Source organism: Shewanella sp. A22, assembly GCF_053850585.1.
This window is the reverse complement of the sequence record NZ_JBSQBN010000203.1, coordinates 1-3870: the sequence shown is the minus strand read 5'-3', so window position 1 is coordinate 3870 and position 3870 is coordinate 1. Positions and strand designations below refer to the sequence as shown.

The 3870-nt window shown below is 37.0% G+C and carries 1 protein-coding gene; it reads left to right on the top strand.

Translation table 11 applies throughout. The features are described 5' to 3' along the window. Positions 1–1100 precede the first annotated feature (1100 nt). The gene (locus ACWXWT_RS20065; protein ID WP_456043336.1) at positions 1101–3260 is read left to right on the top strand and encodes a methyl-accepting chemotaxis protein; all 2160 of its coding nucleotides are present in this window, start codon (positions 1101–1103) and stop codon (positions 3258–3260) included. The last annotated feature ends 610 nt before the right edge of the window (positions 3261–3870 follow it).

Here is a 3870-nt window from a genome sequence, read left to right as displayed (position 1 = left end):
ACCAAAGCGACAGCTTCTTTTTTAAAATCATCTGGATATTGTTTATTTATTCGTTTAGTCATATTCACCTCAATAATGGCATTATTATATTCCTTTATTGAAGTGTCCGGCTAATTCAACCACAACAGTGTTCTTCACCAAGCGATTAAAGTTACCAATTTAATATTTATCATCATCAAACATCACTGAAAAAAACACCCAACTTTAACACTCAAGACTACCATTAACTATCCGATTAATAAGTATTAACTTAGTTACCCAGTTAAAAGAAAAAGTCTGTATTTCAACCTTATTTCTTAAGCGTCAAATTAGTGTCTATTACAATGCATCTTGGAAGATTAAACAAAAAGTCATGGAAGAACGAGATGAAAAATGTCAGTTATCAGGCATGATCGAAATTGATAATGTATCTTATGGGGTGAACGTAGAAGAAGCTCTGAGAATAAATTAACTTTTTTGCGGTGGTTTCAAGCTATCCTATGTACATGAACTTTAATGTTGTGAAAAGGTTCCGTTTCGCTGAGGTAGAACGCTGGGCAAAACAACATGTAGCCAAAGGAGGTTATGGTATCAGATAGGCTCGCTTGCTTTTCGCGGTAAAAGAATCGGAATGTAGCCATTTCAATATTGTTCCAAGTGCCAGTCCTGAACGTGCCACCAAACAACAATTTAATTTATTTAGGTAAATACAATGAAAAGGAATGTAAAAAATGCAATGATGATTTATCGTTCGACTATTCCAAAATATTTACCCTGATATTTAATAGACTATTGCTATCGTTTTAATAGAAAATTCTCGCTTGAAGACATGGTGCCTCGATTTATTTATGTCGTACTCTGAACAGCTCCTATGTTACAGAGGTATTTAAGTATGGCTAAATTTATGGGTGTTCAGGAAAAATTTTATATTATAGTTTTACAGGCTTTCACACTAATGTGGCTTTTGATGTATTGCTGAACAAAGCTCAACAAGACCTAGTTCAATTTGATCCAAAACATTATTTGTTACAATAAGTACAAGTAATCTATAATATTAAATCAATTCGACAATTAGAACGACTAATATCAGATCATCTTAAACTCACACATGAGGAATATCGATGGAATTCAAATCAATCAAAACAAAAATAGCATTTTATGCTGGTGTGGGGTTACTTGTTACAGCCTCTATATTAGTGGTCTATAACGTTTATTCTTCAATACTAAACAATCAAAAAATAAATGAGACCGTATCATCGTTAGTAGAACGCATTACTCTCGACAGAATGCAGAGTGTGGCGTCTAAAAATGCACAGTCGATTAGTCGTCGACTAGAAAAAGGAATGCAAACAGCCCAAACTTTAGCAGACACAGCCATTGCAATACATTCTGGGGGAAATAGCATAGTAAATCGTGATATCTTTAATAAAATGCTGAGCGAAGCATTAAAGAGTAATTCTGATTTAAATGGTACATATAGTTGTTGGGAACCAAATGCCTTTGATAATAATGATGCCCAATATCTTAACGGCGATTATGGAAACAATAGCAAGACAGGACGTTTCACACCTTATTGGGTTCGAAATGGTAGTATGTTGAATGTACAACCTCTGGTGGAATATGATTCGACCGATAGACACCCAAACGGCATTATTAAAGGGGCTTGGTATCAACATCCACGAAAAAATCGTAATCAAACGGTAACGGCACCATTGTCTTATGTTGTTCAAGGTAAAAATGTTTGGTTAGCCACATTATCAGTTCCAGTTATTGTTAACAATCAGTTCTTAGGTGTAACTGGTGCCGACTATAACCTTGATTTTGTGCAAAAAATTAGTAAAGAGGTCGCAGAGGCCATTTATCCCAAAAAAGCCGATGTATCCATTATTACATCTGATGGCTTAGTCATCGCTGCAAGTAAACAACCTAACGCAATTGGAAAATCATTAGACAAACTTTATAAAAATGATGCTGATAAAATTCATAATTTGATTCGTCAAGGCAAAGAGACAATATATACGGATGAGAAAACAGGTCTACTACATGTGTTGACTCCGATAACACTTGGTAACAGCGCCACTCAATGGGGGATCGTTATTAGGTTGGAGAAAGATTTAGTCTTTAGCGATGTTAATGCAATGACCAAAGAAATTGCTGAGAACAATACAGAAAATACTTACTGGCAAATTCTCATAGGCTTATTCGTTACAGTTATTGCGATAGTTGTAATGTATCTAATCGCACAGAGTCTTACTAGACCAATCCTTTCCGCGGTTGATATGGCAAAAACCATTGCCCAAGGGCAATTCAATAAGCGTCTAAAATATAAAAGTAAAGATGAAATTGGACAGCTAGCAGTCGCACTAGATGGAATGGCTGATACTTTACACAAACATGTGACAGTTGCAGATTACATCGCAAAAGGAGACCTGAGCCAGAGCGTTAAAATGGCATCAGCAAACGACCAGCTAGGACAAGCACTTAATCAAATGATCCTAGATTTAAACAATCTTGTGGGGCAAATTCGACAACGTTCTCAAAATATCGGACAGAATGCTAATAATGTTTCTGATATGAGCCATGATTTAGCCAGTGGGGCTACTGAATCTGCTTCAGCGGTAACAGAAATCAGCGCAACAGTAACACAGATAGCAGCCCAAATCAGAGAAAGTGCCAATAATGCAGACAAGGCAAGCCTATTATCCAGACAGTCCGCACAAGCTGCCGAAACTGGCAATTCTTTAATGGTGGAGCTGCAAGCCGCAATGAAAGAAATTGAAGAATCAGGAGTTGATATAAATAATATTATTACCACTATAGAGTCAATCGCGGCACAAACTAATTTACTCGCATTAAATGCTGCCATTGAAGCAGCTCGGGCAGGCGAACAAGGACGAGGGTTTGCAGTTGTTGCGGATGAGGTTCGTCAGTTAGCCGGACGTAGTTCTGATGCTGTGAAACAAACAGCAGCATTGATAAAAATTTCCGCCCAAAGAACACAGAAAGGTATTCAATTATCTCAAAATACTTCAGAAGTGTTAGCCGACATTGTTCTCAACACGGGTACTGTTGCAGAATTAGTTCACTCTATTGCCGAGGCCGCAAATGAACAATCTTCAGGAGCTGATCAGGTCAGCATAGGGATTAGTCAAATCGATGAAGTTACCCACCAAAATAGCCAAACTTCAGAGAATTGTGCTTTAGCAGCCGGTGAACTTTCAGATTTATCAGTCGAACTGACTGAATTACTTGATCAGTTCAAATTGAAAAATAAAGGGTAATGCTGTTTTAAGTGTGAATTGTCTTAAAATATATTAGACATGTGTGAGTTAATATAGCCAATTGTGTTTCTTTAACAATATTAGCTCACATTCAATTACAACATATCAATTAAGTAATAGCTTAAACTTGGTTTTACCAGAGACTGTATCTATTTCTAACGGTGCAATGCTGTTTAAATCTATACTAGGTTGTTAATCTATCCAGACCATTTTTCGTAGGGTAATGGTGGTTTAATCACTATTTTAAACCCACTATCGTAGCTTGGTTTAAGCAAGCTTTGGAGGACAATAACGCGCTAGGCCCCCCTTGCCTTTGATGGTACCGTGTTTCGCTGTCAAGATTCTAAAGAAAACGCCAAGGAGTTTGGTTTTATTTCAAAAACACTCAAACCTTATTCTCTGCTTCGATTAGTCTGCTTGATATCAACAATAGTATTATACCAATCCTATTAAATATGTGATCTTTCAGCGGGAGTTCAAAGAGCTGTAGGCAAGGCAGATGATTGAAGCGAATAGTGATTCTATTTTGAAAGCATCTAACGAAGCATAAAGGACTTTGAAACCCGCCAGAATGGAGTCTCTCAGGTATTCCACTTCTGTGTTACATCGA

What these genes read in the sequence shown, in the direction of transcription:
- ACWXWT_RS20065 (WP_456043336.1), top strand. Translation starts at nt 1,101, where the DNA reads ATGGAATTCAAATCAATCAAAACAAAAATAGCATTTTATGCTGGTGTG.